Annotated in this window: 22 protein-coding genes; 15 read left to right on the top strand and 7 right to left on the bottom strand. The window is 69.9% G+C overall.

The window, feature by feature from the left end; genetic code table 11:
- Positions 1-4: 4 nt before the first annotated feature.
- The 9 genes from mmsB to dgoD are packed head-to-tail and all read left to right on the top strand — an operon-like array spanning position 5 to position 10,293.
- Positions 5-1,210: a multiple monosaccharide ABC transporter permease gene (gene mmsB / locus ACLIJ1_RS14980; protein ID WP_411366335.1), complete on the top strand. Its 1,206-nt coding sequence runs from the start codon at positions 5-7 to the stop codon at positions 1,208-1,210.
- Positions 1,207-2,733, top strand: a complete 1,527-nt coding sequence (locus tag ACLIJ1_RS14975) for a sugar ABC transporter ATP-binding protein (RefSeq protein ID WP_411366334.1) — start codon at positions 1,207-1,209, stop codon at positions 2,731-2,733. The genes mmsB and ACLIJ1_RS14975 overlap by 4 nt, the downstream gene beginning before the upstream one ends.
- Positions 2,726-3,772 carry an ABC transporter permease gene (locus ACLIJ1_RS14970; protein ID WP_411366333.1) on the top strand — a complete coding sequence of 349 codons (1,047 nt, stop codon included), beginning with the start codon at positions 2,726-2,728 and terminating at the stop codon, positions 3,770-3,772. Before ACLIJ1_RS14975 ends, ACLIJ1_RS14970 begins: the two co-directional genes overlap by 8 nt.
- Positions 3,769-4,752 (top strand): galactofuranose ABC transporter, permease protein YjfF, encoded by a 984-nt coding sequence (gene yjfF, locus ACLIJ1_RS14965; protein WP_411366332.1) that lies wholly within the window; start codon positions 3,769-3,771, stop codon positions 4,750-4,752. Before ACLIJ1_RS14970 ends, yjfF begins: the two co-directional genes overlap by 4 nt.
- Positions 4,753-4,790: 38 nt before the next feature.
- Positions 4,791-6,524, top strand: a complete 1,734-nt coding sequence (locus tag ACLIJ1_RS14960) for an IlvD/Edd family dehydratase (RefSeq protein WP_411366331.1) — start codon at positions 4,791-4,793, stop codon at positions 6,522-6,524.
- Positions 6,525-6,531: 7 nt separating this feature from the next.
- On the top strand, positions 6,532-7,464 hold the full coding sequence (locus ACLIJ1_RS14955) for a dihydrodipicolinate synthase family protein (RefSeq protein ID WP_411366330.1): 933 nt from the start codon (positions 6,532-6,534) through the stop codon (positions 7,462-7,464).
- Positions 7,465-8,433, top strand: a complete 969-nt coding sequence (locus ACLIJ1_RS14950; RefSeq protein ID WP_411366329.1) for a 2-dehydro-3-deoxygalactonokinase — start codon at positions 7,465-7,467, stop codon at positions 8,431-8,433.
- A gap of 41 nt (positions 8,434-8,474) precedes the next feature.
- On the top strand, positions 8,475-9,119 hold the full coding sequence (locus ACLIJ1_RS14945; RefSeq protein ID WP_411366328.1) for a 2-dehydro-3-deoxy-6-phosphogalactonate aldolase: 645 nt from the start codon (positions 8,475-8,477) through the stop codon (positions 9,117-9,119).
- Positions 9,120-9,144: 25 nt separating this feature from the next.
- On the top strand, positions 9,145-10,293 hold the full coding sequence (gene dgoD, locus ACLIJ1_RS14940; RefSeq protein ID WP_411366327.1) for a galactonate dehydratase: 1,149 nt from the start codon (positions 9,145-9,147) through the stop codon (positions 10,291-10,293).
- Between the two features lie 16 nt (positions 10,294-10,309).
- On the opposite strand, the gene mgtA is transcribed toward dgoD, so the two are convergent.
- The 4 genes from mgtA to ACLIJ1_RS14920 are packed head-to-tail and all read right to left on the bottom strand — an operon-like array spanning position 10,310 to position 16,304.
- Complete coding sequence (gene mgtA / locus ACLIJ1_RS14935; protein WP_411366326.1) at positions 10,310-13,081, bottom strand: magnesium-translocating P-type ATPase; 2,772 nt, start codon at positions 13,079-13,081, stop codon at positions 10,310-10,312.
- Between the two features lie 22 nt (positions 13,082-13,103).
- Positions 13,104-13,802, bottom strand: coding sequence for an ABC transporter ATP-binding protein (locus ACLIJ1_RS14930; RefSeq protein ID WP_411366325.1), 699 nt, complete (start codon positions 13,800-13,802; stop codon positions 13,104-13,106).
- The gene (locus tag ACLIJ1_RS14925) at positions 13,795-15,048 is read right to left on the bottom strand and encodes an ABC transporter permease (RefSeq protein WP_411366324.1); all 1,254 of its coding nucleotides are present in this window, start codon (positions 15,046-15,048) and stop codon (positions 13,795-13,797) included. Before ACLIJ1_RS14925 ends, ACLIJ1_RS14930 begins: the two co-directional genes overlap by 8 nt.
- Before the next feature lie 17 nt (positions 15,049-15,065).
- On the bottom strand, positions 15,066-16,304 hold the full coding sequence (locus ACLIJ1_RS14920) for an efflux RND transporter periplasmic adaptor subunit (protein WP_411366323.1): 1,239 nt from the start codon (positions 16,302-16,304) through the stop codon (positions 15,066-15,068).
- A 181-nt stretch (positions 16,305-16,485) separates the two neighbouring features.
- Here ACLIJ1_RS14920 and ACLIJ1_RS14915 point away from each other — a divergent pair, with 181 nt between their 5' ends.
- Positions 16,486-17,139, top strand: a complete 654-nt coding sequence (locus tag ACLIJ1_RS14915) for a BON domain-containing protein (RefSeq protein WP_411366322.1) — start codon at positions 16,486-16,488, stop codon at positions 17,137-17,139.
- Between the two features lie 51 nt (positions 17,140-17,190).
- The gene (locus tag ACLIJ1_RS14910) at positions 17,191-17,844 is read left to right on the top strand and encodes a BON domain-containing protein (protein ID WP_411366321.1); all 654 of its coding nucleotides are present in this window, start codon (positions 17,191-17,193) and stop codon (positions 17,842-17,844) included.
- Positions 17,845-17,913: 69 nt separating this feature from the next.
- Here the strand turns inward: ACLIJ1_RS14910 and ACLIJ1_RS14905 are convergent, their stop codons facing one another.
- Positions 17,914-18,357 (bottom strand): hypothetical protein, encoded by a 444-nt coding sequence (locus ACLIJ1_RS14905; protein WP_411366320.1) that lies wholly within the window; start codon positions 18,355-18,357, stop codon positions 17,914-17,916.
- Positions 18,358-18,547: 190 nt separating this feature from the next.
- Between ACLIJ1_RS14905 and ACLIJ1_RS14900 the strand changes: the two genes are divergently transcribed.
- From ACLIJ1_RS14900 to ACLIJ1_RS14885, 4 genes are read left to right on the top strand one after another with little or no spacing between them, the layout of a single operon-like run.
- Entirely contained in the window at positions 18,548-19,678 is a 1,131-nt protein-coding gene (locus tag ACLIJ1_RS14900) for an MlaE family lipid ABC transporter permease subunit (protein ID WP_411366319.1), read from the top strand.
- Position 19,679: 1 nt separating this feature from the next.
- Positions 19,680-20,426 carry an ABC transporter ATP-binding protein gene (locus tag ACLIJ1_RS14895; protein WP_411366318.1) on the top strand — a complete coding sequence of 249 codons (747 nt, stop codon included), beginning with the start codon at positions 19,680-19,682 and terminating at the stop codon, positions 20,424-20,426.
- On the top strand, positions 20,423-21,358 hold the full coding sequence (locus ACLIJ1_RS14890) for an MlaD family protein (protein ID WP_411366317.1): 936 nt from the start codon (positions 20,423-20,425) through the stop codon (positions 21,356-21,358). The genes ACLIJ1_RS14895 and ACLIJ1_RS14890 overlap by 4 nt, the downstream gene beginning before the upstream one ends.
- Positions 21,355-22,029, top strand: coding sequence for an ABC-type transport auxiliary lipoprotein family protein (locus ACLIJ1_RS14885; RefSeq protein ID WP_411366316.1), 675 nt, complete (start codon positions 21,355-21,357; stop codon positions 22,027-22,029). The genes ACLIJ1_RS14890 and ACLIJ1_RS14885 overlap by 4 nt, the downstream gene beginning before the upstream one ends.
- A 10-nt stretch (positions 22,030-22,039) precedes the next feature.
- Here the strand turns inward: ACLIJ1_RS14885 and ACLIJ1_RS14880 are convergent, their stop codons facing one another.
- Together ACLIJ1_RS14880 and ACLIJ1_RS14875 are read right to left on the bottom strand one after the other, a co-directional pair.
- The gene (locus tag ACLIJ1_RS14880) at positions 22,040-22,798 is read right to left on the bottom strand and encodes a VIT family protein (RefSeq protein ID WP_411366315.1); all 759 of its coding nucleotides are present in this window, start codon (positions 22,796-22,798) and stop codon (positions 22,040-22,042) included.
- On the bottom strand, positions 22,795-23,388 hold the full coding sequence (locus ACLIJ1_RS14875; RefSeq protein ID WP_411366314.1) for an SOUL family heme-binding protein: 594 nt from the start codon (positions 23,386-23,388) through the stop codon (positions 22,795-22,797). The genes ACLIJ1_RS14880 and ACLIJ1_RS14875 overlap by 4 nt, the downstream gene beginning before the upstream one ends.
- Positions 23,389-23,446 lie beyond the last annotated feature (58 nt).

The following is a 23,446-nucleotide window of genomic DNA, read 5'->3' as shown; positions in this document are numbered from 1 at the left end:
CCCCATGGACCAGCCCACCACCGCCCCCACCACCGCCGCTTCGGCCCCCGGCCGCCCGGCCCTGGATTTCCTCAAGCACAACTTCCGCGAATACGGGATGCTGATCTCGCTGGTCGCGATCATGGCCTTCTTCCAGGTCATGACCGACGGCACGCTGATGCAGCCGCTGAACCTGACCAACCTGGTGCTGCAGAACAGCTACATCATCATCATGGCGCTGGGCATGCTGCTGGTCATCGTGGCCGGTCACATCGACCTCTCGGTCGGCTCCGTGTGCGGTTTCATCGGCGCGCTGGCGGCGGTGCTGATGGTCAACTACGAATGGCACTTCGTGCCGGCCACGCTGGTGTGCCTGGTCACAGGCGCGGTGATTGGCGCCGCGCAGGGCTGGTTCGTCGCTTTCTTCCGCATCCCCTCGTTCATCGTCACGCTGGCGGGCATGCTGGTGTTCAAGGGCCTGGCGCTGGCGCTGCTGCAGGGACAGTCGGTCGGCCCCTTCCCCGAGTCGTTCCAGAAGCTGAGCTCAGGCTTCATTCCCGACCTGTTCAGCGAAGAGGGCCTGCGCCTGACCTCGCTCCTGATCGGCGTGGTGGCGGCGGTGCTGCTGGCCCTGTCCACGCTGCGCGCGCGCCGCAACCAGCTGCGGCACGGCATCGACACCGAACCGCTGGCGCTGTTCGCGATCAAGCTGGCCGTGTTCGCCGGCCTGCTGGTCTTCTTCAGCTACATGATGGCCTCGTACAAGGGCCTGCCCAATGTGCTGATCGTGATGGCGCTGCTGATCGTGGCCTTCGATTTCGTCACCGCGCGCACCGTGCTGGGCCGGCGCATCTATGCGCTGGGCGGCAACGAGAAGGCCGCCAAGCTCTCGGGCATCAAGACCGAGCGGCTGAGCTTCTACACCTTCGTGAACATGGGCGTGCTGGCCGCACTGGCGGGTCTGATCTTCGCGGCGCGACTGAACACCGCCACGCCCAAGGCCGGCCTGGGCTTCGAGCTGGATGTGATCGCGGCCTGCTTCATCGGCGGTGCCTCGGCCTCCGGTGGCGTGGGCAAGGTGATGGGCTCGGTGATCGGCGCCTTCATCATGGGCGTGATGAACAACGGCATGTCGATCATGGGGGTCGGCATCGACTACCAGCAGGTCATCAAGGGCCTGGTGCTGCTGGCCGCCGTGTTCGTCGACGTCTACAACAAGAACAAGGCATGACCGCGCCATCGTCGTCACCGCTGCTGGAGCTGTCGGGCGTGGGCATGCGCTTTGGCCGTTCCACCGTGCTGCAGGACGTCGGACTGCGCCTGTTTTCCGGCGAGGTGCATGCGCTGATGGGGCAGAACGGGGCGGGCAAGTCCACCCTGATCAAGGTGCTCACCGGCGTGGTGGCACCCACCGCGGGCGAGATGCGGCTGGGCGACCGATCGGGCTGGCCCGGTTCGCCGCTGCAGTCCCAGCAGCAGGGCATCAGCACCGTGTACCAGGAGGTCAACCTCTGCCCCAACCTCACGGTGGCCGAGAACATCTTTGCGGGGCGCTATCCGCGCCACGGCTGGTGGCAAGGCGGCCGCATCGACTGGGCCGCGACCCGCGAACAGGCGCAGCGCCTGCTGGCCCGTGTGGGCCTGGACATCGACGTGACGCGGCGGCTGTCGGAGTACCCGGTGGCGATCCAGCAGCTGGTGGCGATCGCGCGCGCACTGGGCATCGATGCGCGCGTGCTGATCCTTGACGAGCCGACCTCCAGCCTCGACGACGACGAAGTGCAGGGCCTGTTCGAGGTGCTGCGCCGGCTGCGCGACGAAGGCCTGGCGATCCTGTTTGTCACCCACTTCCTGGACCAGGTCTACGCGCTGGCCGACCGCATCACGGTGCTGCGCAACGGCCGCTGGATCGGGGAATGGCCGACGCCGGAGCTGCCGGCACAGGCGCTGATCGAAGCGATGGTGGGCCGCGAGCTGGGGCCCGCATCGGCCGGCCCGACCGCCGGGGCTGCCGGCGGCGAACAGGCGCCTGCGCTGCTGCAGGCCGAAGGCCTGGGCCGCACGGGCAGCATCCAGCCGACCGACCTGGCGATCCGCCCGGGCGAGGTGCTGGGCATCGCCGGCCTGCTGGGCGCGGGGCGCACCGAGCTGGCGCGGCTGCTGTTCGGCCTGGACCGGCCCGACGCCGGCGTGCTGCGGGTGCAGGGCGAGGTCATGCGATTTTCCAACCCGGTCGACGCCATCGCCCACGGCCTGGCGATGTGCCCCGAAGAGCGCAAGACCGAAGGCATCTTTGCCGACCTCTCGGTGCGCGAAAACATTGCCATTGCGCTGCAGGCCATGCGCGGCATGGGCCAGCCCCTGTCGCTGGCCGAGCAGCGCGAGATGGCCGAGCGCTACATCGCGCTGCTGGGCATCCGCACGCCGGGCCCCGAGACACCGGTGGGCCTGCTCTCCGGCGGCAACCAGCAGAAGGTCATCATCGCCCGCTGGCTGGCGACCGCGCCGCGCCTGCTGATCCTGGACGAGCCCACGCGCGGCATCGACGTGGCGGCCAAGCAGGAAATCATGGACCAGATCCTGCGCCTGGCGGCACAGGGCATGGCGGTGGTCTTCATCTCGTCCGAAATGAGCGAGGTGGTCCGGGTGTCGCACCGCATCCTGGTGCTGCGAGACCGGCGACCGATCGGCGAGCTGCCCGCCGGCAGCAGCGAAGACGCCGTGTACGAAATGATTGCGAACGAGCATGCCTGACACTCCCTCCCGACTGCAGGTTTGGCTGGGCCATCGCCTCACCTGGCCGCTGGTCACGCTGGTCCTGCTGCTGCTGGTCAACGTGGTCGCCAACGAGCGCTTCCTGCACATCGAGTGGCGCGACGGCCATCTTTACGGCAGCCTGATCGACATCCTCAACCGCGCGGCACCGCTGATCCTGGTGTCGCTGGGCATGACGCTGGTGATCGCGATGCGCGGCATCGACATTTCCGTCGGTGCCGTGGTCGCCATCTCGGCGGCGGTCGCCGCCTGGATGATCGGCGGCTCGGTCGATGGCGCCACCACGCGGCTGCCGATGGGCGTGGCCGTGGCCGGCGCACTGGCCGTGGCCACGCTGTGCGGCGTGTGGAACGGTCTGCTGGTGGCGGGCATCGGCATGCAGCCGATCATTGCGACCCTGATCCTGATGGTGGCGGGGCGCGGTGTGGCCCAGCTCATCACCGACGGCCAGATCATCACGGTCTACTACCAGCCGTATTTCTTCATCGGTGGCGGACACCTGCTGGGCCTGCCGTTCTCGCTGTTCGTCTGGGTCGGGGTGATGGCCCTGCTGGCGCTGCTGCTCTACCGCACGCCGCTGGGCCTGTTCGTGCAGGCGGTGGGCGTCAACCCCTCGGCCGCGCGGGTGGCCGGCATCCGCTCGCGCCTGCTCACCGCCGCCGCTTACGTGTTCTGCGGCTTCTGCGCCGGAGTGGCGGGTCTGCTGATCAGCTCCAACGTCAAGAGCGCCGACGGCAACAACGCCGGCCAGCTGATGGAGCTGGACGCCATCCTGGCGGTCACGCTGGGCGGCACGTCGCTGGCCGGTGGCCGCTTCAGCCTGGCCGGGACCCTGATCGGCGCGCTCATCATCCAGACGCTCACCTATGCGATCTATTCGCTGGGGGTGCCGCCCGAGATCAACCTGGTGGTCAAGGCCGCGGTGGTGTTCGTGGTGATGCTGCTGCAGTCGCCGGAGTTCCGCGCCCAGCTCTGGGCGCTGGCCCAGCGCCCGCCCGTGCGGGGGGCCGGCGCATGACGCACAAGCCAACAACCCTGTCGCGGCTGGACCTGCGCTTCCTGCCGCTGGTGGCCACCATCGCGCTGTTCCTGCTGATGGTGCTGGCCGGTGCCTGGCGCTACACCGGGTTCTTCTCGCCCCAGGTGTTCCTCAACCTGCTGATCGACAACGCCTTCCTGCTGATCGTCGCGATCGGCATGAGCTTCGTGATCCTCAGCGGCGGCATCGACCTGTCGGTGGGATCGGTGGTGGCGCTCTCGACCATGGTGCTGGCCTCGCTGGTGGAGCACCACGGCTGGTCGCCACTGCCCGCGATCGGCCTGGTGCTGGTCATGGGCATGGGTTTCGGTGCCTTCATGGGCTTCCTGATCGAGCGCTTCCGGCTGCAGCCCTTCATCGTCACGCTGGCCGGCATGTTCCTGGCGCGCGGCCTGTGCTACCTCATCAGCATCGACTCGATCAGCATCGGCAACGAGGCCTATTCCGAGCTGGCCTACCGCCGGCTGGAGCTGGCCGACGGCGTCACGCTCAGCCTGGGCGCGATGATCGCGCTGGCCTGCCTGCTGGTGGCCCTGTTCGTGGCACACGGCACCGCTTTCGGCCGCACGGTCTATGCCATCGGCGGCAGCGAACACTCGGCCGTCCTGATGGGCCTGCCGGTGCGCCGCACGGTGGTGGGCGTCTACGCCATCTCCGGCCTGTGCGCAGCCCTGGGCGGCGTGGTCTTCACCTTCTACATGCTCTCGGGCTACGGCCTGCACGCCGTCGGCATGGAGCTCGACGCCATCGCCGCCGTGGTCATCGGCGGCACGCTGCTGACCGGCGGCGTGGGCTATGTCTTCGGCACGCTGTTCGGCGTGCTCACCCTGGGCCTGATCCAGACCCTGATCACCTTCGACGGCACGCTCAGCTCCTGGTGGACGCGCATCGTCGTCGGTCTGCTGCTGTTCCTGTTCTGCCTGTTGCAGCGGCTCATGGTCCGCCGCCCGGGCGCCTGACCTTCCCGACACCGCCAACCCACACCGCCACACCCACCATGTCCGACACCCCCCGCAAGCTGCGCTCCACCCAGTGGTTCGGCAGCGCCGACAAGAACGGCTTCATGTACCGCAGCTGGATGAAGAACCAGGGCATCCCGGACCACGCGTTCGACGGCCGCCCGATCATCGGCATCTGCAACACCTGGTCCGAGCTGACGCCGTGCAACGCGCACTTTCGCAAGCTGGCCGAACACGTCAAGAAGGGCGTGCTCGAAGCGGGTGGCTACCCGGTCGAGTTCCCGGTGTTCTCCAACGGCGAGTCCAACCTGCGGCCGACCGCGATGCTCACGCGCAACCTGGCGTCGATGGACGTCGAGGAAGCGATCCGCGGCAACCCCATCGACGCGGTGGTGCTGCTGGTGGGCTGCGACAAGACCACGCCTGCGCTGCTGATGGGTGCGGCCAGCTGTGACGTGCCGGCGATCGTGGTCACCGGTGGGCCCATGCTCAACGGCAAGCTCGAAGGCAAGAACATCGGCTCGGGAACGGCGGTGTGGCAGCTGCACGAATCGCTGAAGGCCGGCGAGATCAACATGCACCAGTTCCTGGCGGCCGAGGGCGGCATGTCGCGCTCGGCCGGCACCTGCAACACCATGGGCACGGCCTCGACCATGGCCTGCATGGCCGAAGCGCTGGGCACCTCGCTGCCGCACAACGCCGCGATCCCGGCGGTCGACGCGCGCCGCTATGTGCTGGCCCATATGTCGGGCCAGCGCATCGTGCAGATGGCGCACGAAGACCTGCGGCTGTCCAAGATCCTCACGCGCGAGGCGTTTGAAAACGCGATCCGCACCAACGCCGCCATCGGCGGCTCGACCAACGCGGTGATCCACCTCAAGGCCATCGCCGGGCGCGTGGGCGTGAACCTGGAGCTGGACGACTGGACGCGCATCGGCAAGGGCACGCCGACCGTGGTCGACCTGCAGCCCTCGGGCCGCTTCCTGATGGAGGAGTTCTATTACGCCGGTGGCCTTCCGGCCGTGCTGCGCCGTCTGGGTGAAGCGAACCTGCTGCCGCATCCCGGTGCGCTCACCGTCAACGGCAAGAGCCTGTGGGACAACGTGCGCGAGGCGCCGCAGTACAACGACGAAGTGATCCGCCCGCTCGACAACCCGCTGGTGCCCGACGGTGGCATCTGCGTGCTGCGCGGCAACCTGGCGCCGCGCGGCGCCGTGCTCAAGCCCTCGGCCGCGTCGCCCCACCTGCTCAAGCACCGCGGCCGCGCCGTGGTGTTCGAGACCCTGGAGCATTACAAGGAGCGCATCGTCGACGAAGACCTGGACATCGACGAGACCTGCGTGATGGTGCTCAAGAACTGCGGCCCCATGGGCTATCCCGGGATGGCCGAGGTCGGCAACATGGGCCTGCCGCCCAAGCTGCTGCGCAAGGGCATCAAGGACATGGTGCGCATCTCCGACGCGCGCATGAGCGGCACCGCCTACGGCACCGTGGTGCTGCACGTGGCGCCCGAGGCGGCGGCCGGTGGCCCGCTGGCCGCCGTGCGCGACGGTGACTTCATCGAACTCGACTGCACGACCGGCCGCCTGCACCTGGACATCAGCGACGAGGAGCTGGCCGCGCGCCTGGCCGTCGTGAAGCCGCCCGCGCACGCGATGCGCGGCGGCTACCAGCACCTGTACGTCAACCACGTGCTGCAGGCCGACCAGGGCTGCGACTTCGAATTCCTCGTCGGCTGCCGCGGCTCGGCCGTGCCCCGCCATTCGCATTGAGATCACCATGACCGCTTCCGCACGTCCGCCGCGTTACCGCGGCATCTTCCCGGTGGTGCCCACCACCTTCACCGAATCCGGCGAGCTCGACCTGGAAAGCCAGAAGCGCTGCCTCGATTTCATGATCGACGCCGGCGTCGACGGCCTGTGCATCCTGGCCAACTTCTCCGAGCAGTTCTCGCTGTCGGACGACGAGCGCGAAATCCTCACCCGCACCTGCCTTGAACACGTGGCCGGCCGCGTGCCCGTGATCGTGACCACCACGCACTACGGCACCCGCGTCTGCGCCGAACGCAGCCGCCGCGCGCAGGACATGGGCGCCGCGATGGTGATGGTGATGCCGCCCTACCACGGCGCCACCTTCCGCGTGCCCGAGGCGCAGATCTTCGAGTTCTACGCGCGCTTGTCCGACGCCATCGGCATTCCGATCATGGTGCAGGACGCGCCAGCGAGCGGCACGGTGCTGTCCGCACCCTTCCTGGCCCGCATGGCGCAGGAAATCGAACACCTCGCGTATTTCAAGATCGAGGTGCCGGGCGCGGCGTCCAAACTGCGCGAGCTGATCCGGCTGGGCGGCGATGCGATCGAGGGGCCGTGGGACGGCGAAGAGGCGATCACCCTGCTGGCCGATCTCGATGCGGGCGCGACCGGCGCGATGACCGGCGGCGGCTTCCCCGACGGCATCCGCCCCATCCTTGAAGCGCACCGCAGCGGCCACGTCAACCGCGCCTTCGAGCTCTACCAGCGCTGGCTGCCACTCATCAACCACGAGAACCGCCAGGGCGGCATCCTGACCGCCAAGGCGCTGATGAAGGAAGGCGGAGTGATCGCCTGCGAGGCCGGGCGCCACCCGTTCCCGCCCATGCACCCCGAATTGCGGCGCGGCCTGATCGATATCGCGCGCCGCCTGGACCCTCTGGTCTTGCGCTGGAGAACCTGAATGCGCGAAGACCCTGCGCTGCTGGCGTTGGACTGGGGCACCAGCTCGTTGCGCGCCTACGCCCTGGGCGAGGGCGGCGTGGTGCTGGACACGCGGCGCAGCGAGCACGGCGTGATGAATCTGCCCACGGGCCCCGGTATCGACACACCGTCGGCGGCTTTCGAGGCCGTGCTGCAAGGGCTGTGTGGTGACTGGCTGGCGGCCCATCCGCACACGCCGATGATCGCTTGCGGCATGGTCGGCAGCGCGCAGGGCTGGCGCGAGGCGCGTTACCAGCCGTTGCCGGCCCGCGCCAGTGAACTGGCCACGGCGCTGACCGTGATCGAGCGCCCGGGCGGCCAGCCGCTGCACGTGGTGCCGGGTCTGCTGCAGGCCGGCGAACTGCCCAATGTGATGCGCGGCGAAGAGACCCAGATCGCCGGCGTGCTGCAGAGCCTGGCCGACGAAGGCCGGTTGCCGGAGCGGCTGCTGGTCGGGCTGCCGGGCACGCACACCAAGTGGGCCTGGGTGGAGGACGGCGCCGTCGTGCGCTTCGAGACCTTCATGACCGGCGAGGTCTATGCCGCGCTGTCGCAGCACACCATCCTGGGCCGCACCATGGTGCTCGGTTCGCCGCACGACGAATCCGCGTTCGGGCGTGGCCTGCGGGTGGCGCAATCCGAGCTGGGGGCGATGGGCGTGCTGTCGACGGTCTTCAGCGTGCGCACCCTGGGCCTCACCCGGCAGCTGGCCGGCGAGGCTCAGCCCGACTACCTCTCGGGCCTGCTGATCGGTCACGAAGTGGCGGCGCTGGCACCGGTAGTCGGTGCCGGGCTGCCAGTGGTGTTGTGTGGCGAGGCGGTGCTGTGCCTGCGTTATGCGACGGCGCTGGAAGCCCGGGGCCTGCCGCCGCCGGACATCCGCGCCGGCGTCACCCCGCTGGGCCTCTGGCGCATCGGGCAGGCGGCTGGCCTGGTCCGGACCCACTGACCGACCCTCTCAACGAACATCCCGAACGAACCCCTCCGCCGATGAACCTTCCCCACCTGTTTCGCCAGACCCTGTCCGAGCGCGGGCTGATCGCCATCCTGCGCGGGGTTCGTCCCGAAGAAGCGGCCGGGATCGGCCTCGCGCTGCACGCGGCCGGCATCCGCCTGATCGAGGTACCGCTGAATTCGCCCGACCCGCTGCGCAGCATCCGCGCGTTGCGCGATGCCCTGCCGGACGACACGCTGGTCGGTGCCGGCACCGTGCTGCGGCCCGAGTCCTGCGTCGAGATCGCCCGCGCCGGCGGCCAGCTGGTCGTGATGCCGCATGGCGACCCGGAGGTCATCGGCGCCGCCAAGGCGACCGGCCTGGCCTGCGCGCCCGGCGTGGCCACGCCGACCGAAGCCTTCGCGGCGCTGGCGGCGGGCGCCGATGTGCTCAAGATGTTCCCTGCCGAGACGCTGGGCCCGATGGGGCTGAAGGCCTGGCGCGCGGTGCTGACGCCGCCGGTGGCCATCGTGCCGGTCGGCGGCATCACACCCGACAGTCTGGCTTCCTACCTCGCGGCCGGCGCCTCGGGCTTCGGGCTGGGCTCCGCGCTGTACCGCGCGGGCGACAGCGCCGACGTGGTGTCCCGCCGCGCCGCCGCGTTTGTCCTGGCCTGGCAGGCCTCGCGCAGCGACCACTGAACCATCGCCCACCGCATTGCTCCCCATGAAGATCACACGCCTCTCCACCTTCATCGTTCCGCCCCGCTGGTGCTTCCTCAAGATCGAGACCGATGAGGGCATCTGCGGCTGGGGTGAGCCGGTGCTCGAAGGCCGCGCCCACACGGTGGCGGCCATGGTGGAGGAACTGTCGGACTACCTCGTCGGCAAGGACCCGCGCCAGATCGAGGACCACTGGACGGTGATGTACCGCGGCGGCTTCTACCGGGGCGGCGGCATCCACATGAGCGCCATTGCCGGCATCGACCAGGCGCTGTGGGACATCAAGGGCAAGGCGCTGGGTGTGCCGGTGTCCGAACTGCTGGGCGGACAGGTGCGCGACTGCATCCGCGTCTACAGCTGGATCGGTGGCGACCGGCCGGCCGACACGGCGGCCGCCGCGCAGGCGGCGGTGGCGCGTGGCTTCACCGCGGTCAAGATGAACGGGACCGAAGAGCTGCAGTTCATCGACAGCCACGACAAGGTCGAGCGCTGCCTGGCCAACGTGGCGGCGGTGCGCGAGGCGGTCGGGCCCAACGTCGGCATCGGCGTCGACTTCCATGGCCGGGTGCACAAACCCATGGCCAAGGTGCTGCTGCGCGAACTGGAGCCCTACAAGCTGATGTTCGTCGAGGAGCCGGTGCTCAGCGAACACCACGAGGCGCTGAAGGAACTGGCCCACGTGGCGACCATGCCGATCGCGCTCGGCGAACGGCTGTACTCGCGCTGGGACTTCAAGCGCATCCTGTCCGAGGGCTATGTGGACATCATCCAGCCCGACCCTTCGCACGCCGGCGGCATCACCGAAACGCGCAAGATCGCGGCGATGGCCGAGGCCTACGACGTGGCGCTGGCACTGCACTGCCCGCTGGGTCCCATTGCTCTGGCGGCCAACCTGCAGATCGACGCCGGTTGCTACAACGCCTTCATCCAGGAGCAGAGCCTGGGCATCCACTACAACGCGGCCAACGACCTGCTGGACTACGTGAGCAACCCCGGGGTGTTCGCCTACGAAGACGGCATGGTGAAGATTCCGACCGGTCCCGGTCTGGGCATCGAGGTCAACGAGGCCTATGTGCGCGAGCGCGCGGCCGAAGGCCACCGCTGGCGCAACCCGGTCTGGCGCCACGCCGACGGCAGCTTCGCCGAGTGGTGATCCTGGCCGCGCGTCGTCACTGCCAACCGTACCGGCGGATGTAGACCCGCTTCATCACCGTGGTCAGCGCCGCATAGCCCAGCAGGATCGCCAGCAGCCAGCCGAAGTAGGCCGGCGGCAGCGCCTGCAGCCGGAAGTAGTCCGCCAGCGGTCCCATCGGAAGCCATATCCCCAGCGCCACGATCGCCAGCGTCATCACCGTCAGCGGCATCGCCGCGCGGCTCTGCACAAAAGGCAGCTTCGGCGTGCGCAGCATGTGCACCACCAGCGTCTGCGTCAGCAGACCGACCACGAACCAGCCCGACTGGAACAGGCCCTGGCGCGCCATGCTGCTGGCGTCGAACACCCACCACATGGTGGCGAACGTCGCGATGTCGAACAGCGAGCTGATCGGCCCGAAGAACAGCATGAAGCGGCCGATGTCCGACGGGTGCCACTGCAGCGGCCGGGCCACCAGTTCGGCGTCGACGTGGTCGAAGGGAATGCCGGTCTGGGCCACGTCGTAGAGCAGGTTCTGCACCAGCAGCTGCAGGGGCAGCATGGGCAGGAACGGCAGGAAGGCGCTGGCCACCAGCACGCTCAGCACGTTGCCGAAGTTGCTGCTGGCTGTCATGCGGATGTACTTGAGCATGTTGCAGAAGGTGGTGCGGCCTTCGACCACGCCATCGTCCAGCACCAGCAGGCTCTTTTCCAGCAGGATGATGTCGGCCGCTTCCTTGGCGATGTCGACCGCGCTGTCCACCGAGATGCCGATGTCGGCCGCGCGCAGGGCGGGCGCGTCGTTGATGCCGTCGCCCATGTAGCCGACCACGTGACCGCCGGCGCGCAGCGCGCGCACGATGCGCTCCTTGTGCAGCGGTGCGAGCTTGGCGAACAGGGTGTGCGATTCGGCGGCGGCCTGCAGCGCGGCGTCGTCCATTGCCTCGACCTCGCTGCCCAGCAGCACCTGATCGGCCGGCAGACCCACCTGCCGGCACACGTGCAGGGTCACGGCGGGGTTGTCGCCGGTCAGCACCTTCATGCGGATGCCGTGCGCGGCCAGCTGCCGCAGCGCCGGCGCGGCCGACTCCTTGGGCGGATCGAGAAAGCCGATGTAGCCGATCAGCGTGAGGCCGGCCTCGTCGGCCACCGAATAGGTGGTCTGGTCCGGCGGCAGGGTCTTCACCGCCACCGCCACCACGCGCAGACCCTCCGCATTGAGTGCGGCGGTGACCGCCTGCGTCTGCGCGCGCAGGGCAGCGTCCAGCGGCTGCGTGGGCATGGCGCGTGCGCCGTCGAGGCTGGCGTCGACGGGTTCCTGGGTGCGCACCGCCGTGCATGCCGCCAGCACTTCTTCGACCGCGCCCTTGCAGATCAGCTCGTGGTGCCGGTCCTGCCCGTTTTCCAGCACCGCGACCACCACCGACATGCGGCGCCGCTCGAAGTCGAACGGGATCTCGTCGACCTTGCGGTAGGCGTCCTTGAGCTTGAGCTCCGCGGCCAGCTCGACGTGATCGAGCACAGCGTGGTCCAGCAGGTTCTTCAGGCCGGTCTGGTAGTGGCTGTTGAGGTAGGCGAAGTTCAGCACCTCGTCCGTGTCCGCGCCCCAGGCATCGGCGTGGCGGGCCAGGGCGATCCGATCCTGCGTGAGCGTGCCGGTCTTGTCGGTGCACAGGATGTCCATGGCGCCGAAGTTCTGGATCGCGTCCAGCCGCTTGACCACCACCTTCTTGCGCGAGAGCAGCACCGCGCCCTTGGCCAGCGTGCTGGTCACGATCATCGGCAGCATCTCGGGCGTGAGGCCGACCGCAACCGACAGCGCGAACAGGAAGGCTTCGAGCCAGTCGCCCTTGGTGAGGCCGTTGACCAGGAACACGATCGGCACCATCACCGCGGCGAAGCGGATCAGCAGCCAGCTCACGCTGTTGACGCCGGCCTGGAAGGCATTGGGTGCGGTCTCGGTCGCAGTCGCGTGCGCCGCCAGCGTACCGAAGTAGCTGCGTGCACCGGTGGACACCACCAGCGCCGTGGCCGTGCCAGACACCACGTTGGTGCCCATGAACAGCAGGTTGGGCAATTCGAGTGCGCTGCTGCCGGTGACCGCCGGCACGAACTTCTCGACCGGCAGCGATTCGCCCGTCATCGCCGCCTGAGCCACGAACAGGTCGCGCGCCGTGAGCAGCCGGCAGTCTGCCGGGATCATGTCGCCGGCCGAGAGCGCGACCACATCGCCCGCGACCAGTTCGCGGACCGCGATTTCCTGCGGCGCGGCCGGACCACTGCCGCTGGCGCGCCGCAGCACGCTGGCCGTGTTGCTGACCAGGGCGCGCAGACCCTCGGCGGCCCGGTGCGAGCGGCCTTCCTGCACGAAGCGGATGCCGGTGCTCAGCGCCACCATGGTGGCGATCACCACCGTGGCCTTGGCATCGCCGCTGAAGAACGACAGCAGTGCCAGCGCCGTCAGCAGCAGGTTGAACGGGTTCAGGTAGCAGCGCCACAGCCGCAGCCAGCCCGGCAGCGGGGCCTCGTGCTGGATCTCGTTGGGGCCGTCCTGCGCCAGGCGGCGCGCTGCTTCGTCGGCCTCCAGCCCGTCGGCCTGCGACCGCAGTCGCGCCAGCGCCGCGGCGGGCTCATCGTGCGCGGCCGCGAGCAGGGCCTGGCCGAGCGCGGGCGCAGGGGCTCCGCCGGCCCGGGCTGTGGCCGCGTGCGCGTCGACCAGGTTGTTCAGCAGCGGCCGGCGCTCGAAGTGGCGCTTCGCGCGGCGGCGGTGCAGGAAACGGCTGAAGCCCTGGGTGAGCGGGTGGTGCATGGCTGATCGTCCTTCGGCGGCTTCAGGCCGTCAACCGGCCGTCGACCACTTCGATGGTCCGGTCGCAGCGCTCGGACATCGCCACGTTGTGGGTCACGAAGAGCACGGTGGTGCCGTGCTCGGTGTTGAAGCGCCGCAGCAGCGCGAACACCTCGTCGGCGCTCTGGGTGTCGAGGTTGCCGGTGGGCTCGTCGGCCAGCAGCAGGGCAGGGCCCATTGCCAGCGCCCGCGCGATCGCGACCCGCTGCTGCTGGCCGCCGCTGAGACGGCCGGCGTTGCGGTCCTTCCAGGTGGTGAGACCGACGCTGTCGATCAGCGACTCGGCCCGGGTGCGCATCGCGGCGCTGGGAAACCCTTCGGCCCCGAGCATCGGCATCATCACGTTCTCCAGCGCGGTGAAGGCGGTGATGAGGTGGTGGGACTGGAAGACGAAGCCGATGTTGTGCCCGCGCAGCCGGGTCAGCGCGCGGTCGCCCAGGCCGGTGGTCTGCTCGCCGCTGACCTCGACCGTGCCCGAGGTCGGCCGGTCCAGCAGCCCGATGATGTTCAGCAGCGTGCTCTTGCCCGAGCCCGAGGGACCGACCACGGCGCAGAACTCGCCACGGTGCACCGTCAGGTCGATGCCGTGCAGCACCTCGGTCTCGATGTCGGTGCCGACGTTGTAGGCCTTGTGCACGCCCTGCAACTGCACGACGACCGGCACGGCGACGGCATCAGCCACGGATCGCCACCACCGGATCGAGACGGGCCGCGCGCCGCGCCGGCGCCAGCGCGGCCAGCAGCCCGGTGACCGTCGCCAGCGCCAGCGCCTCGGCGAACAGCGAGGGTGCCAGCACCAGCGCGAACAGCGGCGTGCCGTCGGCGGTGTGAGCCGAGCGCTGCCACAGGGTCAGCACGCCCGCGCCGAGCGCGCTGCCGGCCATCGATCCGGCCAGTGCGAGCAGCCCGCCCTGCAGCAGGAACACGCGCATGACCTGGCCCTGCGAGATGCCCATCGCGCGCAGGATGCCGATCTCGCGCGACTTCTGCACCACCACCACGGCCAGCACGCTGGCGATGCCGAACGCCACCGACAGGCCGACGAAGAAGCGAATCGCGTTGTTCGAGGTGCTCTGGGCTGCAATGGCGGTGAACAGTTCGGCGTTGTTCTTGATCCAGCTGTCGGCCTGCACCCCGGTGGCTGCGGTGATGCGCTGTGCCACCACCTCGGCCGCGTAGACATCGCGCACCGTCACGTCCAGGCTGGTCACGCCGCCGGGCAGTGCCAGCAGGCTCTGGGCCGTGCGCAGCGCGACGAAGGTGCTGCGCGCGTTGGCACCCTTGTTGCCCAGGTCGAAGATCCCGGCGACCGTGAGCGTGCTGTCGGCGTCACCGGTGCCGGCGGCGACGGTGCTCAGGCGCAGCTTGTCACCCACGTTCACGCCCAGGTCGGTCGCCAGCTCGGTGCCGATCAGGATGTCGCTGCCGCCGAGCGCGGACGTGCCGCGTGCGATCTTTCCCGGCAGGTCCACGACCGGGTAGTACAGCGCCGGGTCGATGCCCGAGACCGTGACAGCGCGGCTGGCGCTGCCGCGCACCACCAGCGCCGAACCGCCGGCCAGCGGCGACACCATCAGGACCTCGGGCATGCGGCGGATCTGCGCGGCGACCGCCTGCCACTGGTCGATCGATTTGAGGCGCTGCAGCGGCGCCTGCACGATGGCGCCTTCGAGCGATCCCGCGGGCGCGTCGGTACCGCCGCGCAGCGGACGGGCGAGCTCCCTGGGCGGCAGCAGCTGGATGTGCCCCTGCGCTGACAGCACGCGGGCGATGAAGTTCATCTGCAGGCCGGTCATCAGCGCCGACATGAACACGATCACACCCACCCCCAGCGCCACGCCCGCCACGATGAACATGGTCTGCAACCGGCCCTCGCGCAGAAAGCGCAGGGCAACGATCCATTCAAAGGGCCACCAGGTCTTGAACATCGTGGGTCCCAGCGGTCTCAAGGTGGCGTGGCCGCCGCGGGTGCGGGCCGCACCCGTGCGCCGGACACGACCGTTGCGCTGCCGCTCAGCACCACCTCGCCTTCGGCCAGCCCGCCGGTCACCTCGGCCAGGCCGCCACCGCGCAGGCCCAGCTGCACCGGCCGGCGCACCGCGTGCCGGCCTTCGAGACGCAGGACCCAGGGCGCGCCGTCCGCATCGTGCACGGCGGACAGCGGGACCACCAGCGCCTGGGCGCGGCGGGCGACCTCGATGTCCACCGACACCGTCATGTCCTGCGTCAGCACGGCCGGCGGCTGCGCGACATCGAGCTTGACCTCGACCGCGCCGGTTCCCGCGTTCACGCCGGGATTGACGAAGGCCAGCGTGGCCCCGAAGCGCTGCGCCGGGTAGGCGTCGGCCGAGGCCAGCGCCGGCTGGCCCAGCGCCAGCAGCGCCAGGTTCTTCTCGTCGATCGCCACCACCAGCTGGGTGCTGCCTGCGGGTGAGAGCGTCATCAGCACCTTGCCCGGTTGCACCACGTCGCCGACCTCGACGCTGCGCGCGATCAGCGTGCCGGCGGCCGGTGCGGTCACGGTGGCGTAGCCCACGCGGGCGCGCGCCGCCTGGGCACCGGCGCGTGCGCCTGCCACCGTGGCCTGCGCCAGCGCCCGGTCGCTGCCGCGGCCCTGCGTGGTGACCAGCTGCGCGCTCGCCGCCTGCACCTGGGCCTCGGCCAGCGCCACCGCCTTGCGCGTGTCGTCCAGCGCCGCCTGGCCGATGAAGCCTTGCGCCAGCAGGCGCTCGTTGCGGACCAGCGTGGCGCGCACGTTGTCGCGCTGGGCCAGAGCCTGCCGCAGTGTCTGCACCGCGACCGGGCCTTGTACTTCCTCCAGCTGGCGCAGCCTGGCTTGGGCCTGCACGACCGCCAGCCCGGCCTGCAGACCCGTGGCCCGGAGCTCGGCGGCGTCGAGTTCCAGCAGCACCGCGCCGGCCTGCACCAGCTGGCCCTCGGCGACGGGAATGCGCAGCACCGTGCCGGTGACCTGCACACCCACAGAGATCCGGTGCGGCGCTTCGACGTGGCCGCTGGCGACCACGGTCTGCACGAAGTCGCGCCGCAGCACGGCCTCCGTTGCGACGGGCGTGCCGCGCCACCAGCGCGTCGCCAGCACGGCGGCCGCGGTCAGCAGGCACAGCGCCAGCAGCATCTGCCAGCGGTGCGCGCGCCACCAGGATGGCGGTGCGGCGTTGGTCATGGGGTTCGCTTTGGAGAGGGGAGGCCAGTGGCCGGGAGCGGGAGCCACCAGCGTAGGCAGACCGTTTCAACGGCGCTGTGCGGTAGCGCACCAAGTGCGCCGGCGTGCGTTGGCTGTCGCACAGACCACCCCCGCCGCACCGCGCAATCTTCGCGCTCCTTCACCCATCGGATCCAGGACCATGAAATCAGACTCGCAACTCAAACAGGACGTGACCGCCGAACTCCAGTGGGAGCCCTCGGTGCACGCGGCGCAGATCGGCGTCGAGGTCGCCGACGGCGTGGTGACGCTGTCCGGTGAGGTCAGCAGCTACTACGAGAAATGGAACGCCGAGCGCGCCGCGCAACGCGTGCAGGGCGTTCGTGCGCTGGCCGTCGAGATGAAGGTCAAGCTCTCCGCGCTCGGCCATCGCACCGACGCCGACATCGCCCAGTCGGCGCAGCACATCCTGAACTGGAACAGCCTGCTGCCCCCGGGCGCCGTGAAGGTGCTGGTCGAGAACGGCTGGATCACGCTCTCCGGGGTGCTGCCCTGGCAATACCAGCGCCAGAGTGCTGCCGACGCCGTGCACAGCCTGCCGGGTGTCACCGGCGTGAGCAACCAGATCGCCATCCAGCCCACCGTGTCGGCCAGCGCGATCAAGTCGGACATCGAGGTCGCCCTGCGCCGCCGCGCCACCACCGACGGGATGAACATCGCCGTGGACGTGCAGGGCGGTGACGTGACCCTCACCGGCCCGGTGCACAGCTGGTCCGAGCGCGAGCTGGCGACGCGTTCCGCGTGGGGCAGTGCCGGCGTCCACAAGGTGGTCGATCGCATGAACCTTGTCCTCTGACTTCAACCCCGTCTGTCCCCGCAACCCCCTTACACCTTTGGAATACCCATCATGAAAACAGATCAGCAATTGCAGCAGGACGTCAACGCCGAACTTCTCTGGGAACCGGCGGTGCACGCCGCCCACGTCGGTGTCGAAGTCAAGGACGGGGTCGTGACCCTGGCCGGCGAGGTCGACTCCTATGCGGAGAAATGGAACGCCGAACGCGCGGCGCAGCGCGTCCCGGGCGTGCAGGCCCTGGCCGTCGATCTGACGGTCAAGCTGTCGGGTCCGAACCAGCGCACCGACGCCGACATCGCCGGCTCGGTCCAGAGCGTGCTGGCGTGGACGTCCGCGCTGCCCGACAAGGCGGTGCAGGTGATGGTCGAGGACGGCTGGGTCACGCTCTCGGGCAATGTCGACTGGCAGTACCAGAAGCTCGCCGCCGCAGACTGCGTGCGCCACATGTGGGGTGTGCGCGGTGTGCGCAACCAGATCCACCTCCAGCCCGCCCTATCGGCCTCCGCGATCCAGGCCGACATCGAGGCCGCGCTGTGGCGCACCGCAGTGGCCGAAGGCAGCAGGATCTCGGTCACGGTCGAAGGGCAGGATGTGACGCTGTCGGGCACGGTGCACAACTGGACCGAGCGCGAGGACGCCACCAACTCGGCCTGGCGCACCCCCGGCGTGCGCAATGTGGTGGACCAGATGACGCTGAGCTACTGAGCGCCACAGGACGTCAGAAGGCCGCTGCAACGCCAGGCGCTGCAGCGGCCTTTTTGCCGTTTGCCGGTGTTACTTCATCTTCACCGGCGGGTTCGTCAGCCATTCGCTCTTTTCCTCGTCCCAATGGTGCGTCTTGGTGAACGCCGCGGTGTCGGCGCGCACCTGCGCGCGCGTCAGGCCGCTGAGGGTCGGCGGAACCGGCTTGCGCGGCGACCAGACAGAGTTGCGGTCGTCCCAGCGGTTGTTGCGCAGGAACTCATCGCGCTGTGCCTTGACCGTGGCGCGCGAGAGCACGCCGGTCGGCGGTTCGTAGCCCGACTTCAGCACCCAGGTGTCGGTGGCATCGATCCAGCGGTGGGTCTTGAGGAATTCCGCGGTGTCCATGCGGACCTGTTCGCGGGTCATCGGTGCGGCCGCGGCCGGGGCTGCAGCGGTGGTCTGCGCCAGCGCCGTGCCTGCGGTGCAGGCCACGGCCAGTGCCAGCAGCAGGCCTTTGGTGGAAGTGTGGTTCATGGGATTTCCTGTCGTTGGAATCGATCGCGTGGAGCAGGTCCGACGACTTGCTCATCATGCGAGAGGGCATGACCCCTGCATTGGGATGCCGCGCGTGGGCGGCGTCGGTCTGCCACCGCACACAGGCAGGGCCGGCGAAGTGTTCGCTGGCGCACAGACCACCCCGTGCCGTGCGCGCAGCCTCGGTGCCATGTCTGCGCTTCCGGACCCCTCCATCCCGCTCGATTCCTCCGAGGCAGCGCTCGCGCGCGGGCCGGACGGCGTGTGGGCCCTGCGCGGCCGCTGGACCTTGCCCGATCTGGGACCGCTGCTTCAATCCGGGGGGCAACCGGCAGACGCGCCGGCGCCGGTCACGCTGGACGGATCGGCGCTGCAGGACATCGATTCGGCCGGCGCGTGGTGGCTGCAGGGCCAGCTGCCGCCGGGCGGCATCGCGCCCGCGCTGCGGGCCTGGCCGGCGCACGCCGAAGCCCTGATGAACGAGGTGCGCGCCGGTGCCGACGAGGAGGTATCGCCCGCCCCGCATCGCAACCTGCTGCAGCGCACCGGCGAGGCGGCGCTGGCCGCGGCACAGCAGACGCAGGCCTTCCTGGCCTTCGTCGGCGAGACCGCCATGGCCGCGTTCGGCCTGCTGCGCCACCGGAGCCTGTGGCGGCCGCGCGCGATCTGGCACGAGATCCAGATCGGCGGCGTCGACGCGCTGCCCATCATCGGCCTGACCTCGTTCCTTCTCGGCGTGGTGGTGGCCTACCAGGGCGCCGATCAGCTGCGCCACTACGGCGCCAACGTCTTCGTGGTCGAGCTGGTGGGTTACGCCATGCTGCGCGAGTTCGCGCCCCTGATCGGCGCGATCATCATCGCCGGTCGCTCCGGCTCGGCCTACGCCGCGCAGATCGGCACCATGGTCGTCTCCGAAGAAATCGACGCGCTGCGCACCATCGGCATCGACCCGCTGCAGCGCCTGGTGCTGCCCAAGATCCTGGCGCTGGCGGTCGTGCTGCCACTGCTGACGGTGTTCGCCGACATCACCGGCGTGTTCGGCGGCATGGTGATGGCGCGCTCTCGGCTGGACATCGGCTTCGCCGAATTCATCGACCGTTTCGGCCGCGTGATGGAGGGCTCGGCGCTGCTGATCGGCGTTGGCAAGTCGCTGGTGTTCGCGGTCATCATCGCCGCCGTCGGCTGCTTCCAGGGCCTGCGCACGCGGGGCAGCGCCGACAGCGTGGGCCGGCAGACCACGCTCGCCGTGGTGCAGTCGATCTTCATCGTCATCGTGGCCGACGCCCTGTTCTCGGTCGCCTTCAACATGCTGGGGCTCTGAGATGGCGACACAGGCCCCGGTGATCGAGATGCGCCAGATCGCCACGCGCTTTGGCAGCCACACGGTGCACGAAGGCCTGAACCTTGCCGTGCAGCGCGGCGAGATCCTGGGCCTGGCCGGTGGCAGCGGCTCGGGCAAGTCGGTGCTGCTGCGCGAGATGATCGGCCTGCAGCGTCCGACCTCGGGCACGGTGCAGGTGTTCGGCGACGACCTCGCGGGGCTGGACGCTGCGCAGGCGCTGGCCCTGCGGCGGCGCTGGGGTGTGATGTTCCAGCGCGGCGGCCTGTTCGGTGCGCTCACCGTGCGCCAGAACGTGGGCCTGCCGCTGCGCGAACACAGCGCGCTCGACAGTGCGCTGATCGACCGCATCGCCGAATGGAAGCTGGGGCTGACCGGCCTGCCCGAAGAGACTGGCTTGAAGATGCCCAGCGAGCTCAGCGGCGGCATGCTCAAGCGGGCGGCACTGGCGCGTGCCATCGCGCTCGACCCGGAGCTGCTCTTTCTCGACGAGCCGACCTCGGGCCTGGATCCGGCCAACGCCGCGGGCGTCAACGAACTGATCCTGCGCACGCACACCCTGTTCGGCCCCACCATCGTGATCGTCACGCACGACCTCGACCTGATGTGGACGGTGTGCGACCGCGTGGCCGTGCTGGGCGACGGCCATGTGCTGGCGCTGGACTCGATGGACGCGCTTTCGCGCGATCCGCAGCCCGTCGTGGCCGCCTACTTCACCCACCGGCCATGAACGACCAGGCCAACGTCGCGGTGGTCGGCGCCTTCGTGCTGGCGCTCGGCGCCCTGCTGGTCGCGGGGGTGCTGTGGCTGGCGGCCGGGCTGGGCGGACACCAGACCATGGTGGCCTACCAGGCCGTGATCCAGGAGTCGGTGGCGGGGCTGAGCGTCGACGCGCCGGTGAAGTACCTCGGGGTGGACGTGGGCAAGGTGCACCGCATCGAGATCGATCCGCAGAACCCGCTGCAGGTGCGGCTGCATTTCCTGGTCGCGCAGGGCACACCGATCAAGCGGGACAGTGTGGCCGTGCTCAAGACGCAGGGCCTTACCGGCATCGCGTTCGTCGAGATCAGTGGCGGCAGCCTGGCGTCGCCGCCATTGCTGGCGGGTGCCGACGGCGCGGTGCCACAGATTCCCTTCAAGCCCTCGCTGAGCGCACGGCTGGAGAATGTGCTGACCTCGGTGCTGACCAACCTCGACCGTGTCTCCGACAACCTGAACGCGTTGTTCGACGCCGACAACCGCGCAGCGCTGAAATCGGCGCTGGCCGACGTCGCGGCGCTGGCCCACACCCTGGCCGCGCAGCAGGCGGTGATCCAGGCCGGACTGACCGATGCCGCGCGAGCCGCCCGGCTCACTGCCCGCGCGGGTGAGCAGTTCGGCCCGACGCTGGACCGCATCGCGACCAGCGCCCAGGCCGTCGAGCGCATGGCCGACGTGGCCCGGTCTGCCAGCGCCCGCGCCGGCGACACCGCCGACGCGGCCACGCGCAGCGTGCAGCAGCTGGGCAGCGAAACCCTGCCCGAGCTGGCGCGGCTGATGGCCGAGCTCAACCAGCTCTCGGCATCGCTGCGCCAGCTCAGCGAGCAGACCACTGCCAGCCCCAGCAGCCTGCTGGTGGGCCAACCGCCGCCGCAAGCGGGTCCCGGAGAAACCACACCATGAACCTGCTCTCGACATCTGTCCTGTCCGCATCCGACACCGATGCGGTGCGCCGCCGCGCCGCCCTGGCCTGGCTGCTCGCGGCGGGTGTGCCGCTGCTGCCGGGCTGCACCGGCACCCTGCTGCCAAAGGCCGCGCAGCCGCCCGCCCGTTTCACGCTGGACAGCGCGATGCCTGAGACCGCCGCGCCAACTCCGCCTGCTGGTGCGCCCACACTGACCGTGGACCTGCCGCGCGCCGCGCCGGGCCACGACAGCCGGCGCATGGTGTTCGTACGGCGTCCGCCGGAACTGGAGGCCTTCGGATTCCACGAATGGGTGGAGCCGCCGGCGCGCATGCTGGCCCCGCTGCTGGTGCGCGCACTGCAGGACAGCGGCGCGTTTGCTGCCGTACTGCTGGCGCCGTCGGCGGCGGTGGGGACTTGGCGGCTGGAGACGTCGTCGCTGCAGCTGCAGCAGGACTTCACCCGGAAGCCCAGCCAGGTGCGCCTGGGCCTGCGCGCCGTGCTGCTGGACAGCGCGACGCGCGAGGTCCTGGCGTGGCGGGAGTTCGAGACGGGCGTCGACGCGGCCGGGGACGATCCCGTGTCGGGGGCGCAGGCCGCGCAGACGGCAGCGCGGCAACTGGCCCTGGCGGTGGCGGCGTTCTGCGCGCGGATGACCCCGGCGCGGTGAGCACCAGTGCCTATCCCTGCACCACCCCGAACAGCGCACCGGCTCCCGCGGTCACGGCCATCGCGACCGCGCCCCAGAGCGTGACGCGCCAGATCCCGGTCCAGAGACGCGCGCCGCCCAGTCCGGCCGACAGCGCGCCCAGACCCGCCAGAAACACCAGCGACGACAGGGAAGTCCAGAGGAACAGCTGTGCGTGTGGTGCCATCAGCACCACCACGATCGGCAGCGCGGCCCCGATCGCGAAGCTGGCGGCCGAGGCGACCGCTGCCTGCAGCGGGTTCGCTGCTGTGGTGTCCGACATGCCGAGCTCGTCGCGCGCATGCGCGCCCAGCGCGTCGCGGGCCATCAGCTGCGCCGCCACCTGGTCGGCCAGCCCGCTCTCCAGTCCGCGGGCGACATAGATGGCCGCCAGCTCGCGCTGCTCGCCCGCCGGGTCCTGCTTCAGTTCGATGCGCTCCCGCGCCAGGTCTGCGGCTTCCGTGTCCGCCTGCGAGTGCACCGAGACGAACTCACCCGCCGCCATCGACATGGCGCCCGCGATCAGGCCCGACACGCCGGTCAGCAGGATGGTCCGGTGATCGGCGCCCGCCGCCGCCACTCCCAGCACCAGACTGGCGGTCGAGACGATGCCATCGTTGGCACCGAGCACCGCCGCCCGCAGCCAGCCGATGCGGTCGCTGCGGTGGCGTTCGGTCCGGCCCACCGGGCCTGTCCGGTTCGCCCCTGGGGTGGGGGGCGGGAGAAAGCTGATGCTCAGGGGCTTGTTCATGGCTGCTTCGCGAAAGGAGGCGGGGTCGGGGCCAGGTAAAGCCAGATCTCGTTGCGCCGCAGGAACCAGGGCGTGAACGGCGCGTTGTAGCGCGAGTACACCGGCTCGCCGCTCCATCCCAGGTCGGCCGCGCGCAGCGCCTGCTGCAGCCGTGCCAGATGCTCCGAATCGTTCGAGACTGACCAGAAGCCCGAGTAGCGGATCACGCCCACCCTGGTGGGCGGCACGTCGCGCAGGCGCACGCGGGTGTCCAGGGGTTCGGGCGCCGTGGCCGCGGTCACACCCTTGGGCAGCACGAAGCGCACGAGGTAGCCGCCGTCGGTGGCGCTGCGGGTCACCGGTGCCGCCATCTCGAGCGTCACCGCCGCCGCCTCCAGCGTCACCGGTGCCGTCATCGGCAGCTTCCGGTCGCCCCTGTTCTTGCCGAAGATGTAGCCCGCCAGGATCGGGAACGCCTGCTGGCCAGCGTCGTTCGCCGGGCCGGGCACCACCACCTCGGCCACCGTGTAGGCGCCGTACTCGCGCACCTCGAGGTCGGGGAGCTGGCGCTCGACGCGGTAGTCGGGCTCTTCGATCGCGTGGCTGTTCATGGGGAGCGTGCCAAGAAAAAAGGTCAACAGCAGCAATGTGGCCGGTGCCGTGCCTGCG

Origin of the sequence: Hydrogenophaga sp. RWCD_12 (assembly GCF_046604225.1) — a bacterium.
In the GTDB taxonomy this organism is placed as follows: domain Bacteria; phylum Pseudomonadota; class Gammaproteobacteria; order Burkholderiales; family Burkholderiaceae_C; genus Hydrogenophaga.
The sequence above is the reverse complement of the archived record's forward strand: the minus strand, read 5'-3'. Positions and strand labels throughout refer to the sequence as shown.

Coding starts and splice junctions, on each gene's coding strand:
- mmsB (WP_411366335.1), top strand. CDS start 5: ATGGACCAGCCCACCACCGCCCCCACCACCGCCGCTTCGGCCCCCGGC.
- ACLIJ1_RS14975 (WP_411366334.1), top strand. CDS start 1,207: ATGACCGCGCCATCGTCGTCACCGCTGCTGGAGCTGTCGGGCGTGGGC.
- ACLIJ1_RS14970 (WP_411366333.1), top strand. CDS start 2,726: ATGCCTGACACTCCCTCCCGACTGCAGGTTTGGCTGGGCCATCGCCTC.
- yjfF (WP_411366332.1), top strand. CDS start 3,769: ATGACGCACAAGCCAACAACCCTGTCGCGGCTGGACCTGCGCTTCCTG.
- ACLIJ1_RS14960 (WP_411366331.1), top strand. CDS start 4,791: ATGTCCGACACCCCCCGCAAGCTGCGCTCCACCCAGTGGTTCGGCAGC.
- ACLIJ1_RS14955 (WP_411366330.1), top strand. CDS start 6,532: ATGACCGCTTCCGCACGTCCGCCGCGTTACCGCGGCATCTTCCCGGTG.
- ACLIJ1_RS14950 (WP_411366329.1), top strand. CDS start 7,465: ATGCGCGAAGACCCTGCGCTGCTGGCGTTGGACTGGGGCACCAGCTCG.
- ACLIJ1_RS14945 (WP_411366328.1), top strand. CDS start 8,475: ATGAACCTTCCCCACCTGTTTCGCCAGACCCTGTCCGAGCGCGGGCTG.
- dgoD (WP_411366327.1), top strand. CDS start 9,145: ATGAAGATCACACGCCTCTCCACCTTCATCGTTCCGCCCCGCTGGTGC.
- mgtA (WP_411366326.1), bottom strand. CDS start 13,081: ATGCACCACCCGCTCACCCAGGGCTTCAGCCGTTTCCTGCACCGCCGC.
- ACLIJ1_RS14925 (WP_411366324.1), bottom strand. CDS start 15,048: ATGTTCAAGACCTGGTGGCCCTTTGAATGGATCGTTGCCCTGCGCTTT.
- ACLIJ1_RS14920 (WP_411366323.1), bottom strand. CDS start 16,304: ATGACCAACGCCGCACCGCCATCCTGGTGGCGCGCGCACCGCTGGCAG.
- ACLIJ1_RS14915 (WP_411366322.1), top strand. CDS start 16,486: ATGAAATCAGACTCGCAACTCAAACAGGACGTGACCGCCGAACTCCAG.
- ACLIJ1_RS14910 (WP_411366321.1), top strand. CDS start 17,191: ATGAAAACAGATCAGCAATTGCAGCAGGACGTCAACGCCGAACTTCTC.
- ACLIJ1_RS14905 (WP_411366320.1), bottom strand. CDS start 18,357: ATGAACCACACTTCCACCAAAGGCCTGCTGCTGGCACTGGCCGTGGCC.
- ACLIJ1_RS14900 (WP_411366319.1), top strand. CDS start 18,548: ATGTCTGCGCTTCCGGACCCCTCCATCCCGCTCGATTCCTCCGAGGCA.
- ACLIJ1_RS14895 (WP_411366318.1), top strand. CDS start 19,680: ATGGCGACACAGGCCCCGGTGATCGAGATGCGCCAGATCGCCACGCGC.
- ACLIJ1_RS14890 (WP_411366317.1), top strand. CDS start 20,423: ATGAACGACCAGGCCAACGTCGCGGTGGTCGGCGCCTTCGTGCTGGCG.
- ACLIJ1_RS14885 (WP_411366316.1), top strand. CDS start 21,355: ATGAACCTGCTCTCGACATCTGTCCTGTCCGCATCCGACACCGATGCG.
- ACLIJ1_RS14880 (WP_411366315.1), bottom strand. CDS start 22,798: ATGAACAAGCCCCTGAGCATCAGCTTTCTCCCGCCCCCCACCCCAGGG.
- ACLIJ1_RS14875 (WP_411366314.1), bottom strand. CDS start 23,388: ATGAACAGCCACGCGATCGAAGAGCCCGACTACCGCGTCGAGCGCCAG.